General features: G+C 72.5%; 1 protein-coding gene and 1 pseudogene. Both read left to right on the top strand.

The window, feature by feature from the left end:
- Window positions 1-316, top strand: a pseudogene (locus tag BFF77_RS20390) (aldehyde dehydrogenase (NADP(+))); the annotation flags it as partial.
- A gap of 122 nt (window positions 317-438) precedes the next feature.
- A partial coding sequence (locus tag BFF77_RS20385; RefSeq protein ID WP_141698477.1) for a DsbA family oxidoreductase occupies window positions 439-893 on the top strand: 455 nt, incomplete at its 3' end.

The following is an 893-nucleotide window of genomic DNA, read 5'->3' as shown; positions in this document are numbered from 1 at the left end:
CGAGGCGGAGAGCGCGGGCACCGTGCCCGCGGCCGGCGAACTGCTCGCCGAACTGACACCGCTCGCCGGTCGTGTCCTGGTCAACGGCTGGCCGACCGGCGTCGCCGTGGCCCCGGCCCAGCACCACGGCGGCCCGTACCCGGCGACCACCTCCACCTCCACCTCGGTCGGCGCGACGGCGATCGAACGCTGGCTGCGCCCGGTGACGTACCAGTCCACACCACCGGCGCTGCTCCCCCCGGAACTGACCGACGCCAACCCGTCGGGCGTGCCCCGGCAGGTGGACGGCCGCGCGGAGATCCCCGTACGCGACTGACGCCCGGCGCACGGGCCCGGGACCGTGTCCGGGGGCGGGAATGGGCTGCCGGGCACGGACGTTCCCGTACGGGCGGAGGGGGTCTTCGCCCGTACGGACACGGAAACGGAGAGAAGCGGACCATGCGCGTCGAGATCTGGAGTGACATCGCCTGTCCCTGGTGCTACATCGGGAAGGCCCGCTTCGAGAAGGGGCTTGCCGCCTTCGCGCACCGGGACGACGTCGAGGTGGTGCACCGGTCGTTCGAACTGGATCCCGGGCGGGCCAAGGGCGATGTCGGGCTGGTGGTCGACATGCTGGCGGAGAAGTACGGGCGCACCCGCGCGGAGGCGCTCGCCATGGAGGACCACGTGGCCTCCAACGCGCGGTCCGAGGGGCTCGACTACCTGGCCGAGGGGCGCGACCACGGCAATACGTTCGACATCCACCGGGTGCTCCATCTCGCCAAGGCCCAGGGCCGGCAGGACGCGCTGCTGGATCTCGTGTACAGGGCCAACTTCGCCGAGGAGCGCTCCGTCTACGACCAGGAGAACCTGGTGCGCCTCGCGGTCGAGGCCGGCCTCGCGGAGGCCGAGGT

This window comes from Streptomyces lushanensis (assembly GCF_001700515.1).
In the GTDB taxonomy this organism is placed as follows: domain Bacteria; phylum Actinomycetota; class Actinomycetes; order Streptomycetales; family Streptomycetaceae; genus Streptomyces; species Streptomyces lushanensis.
Note: the sequence above shows the minus strand (reverse complement) of the source record. Positions and strands in the feature narration are given on the sequence as shown.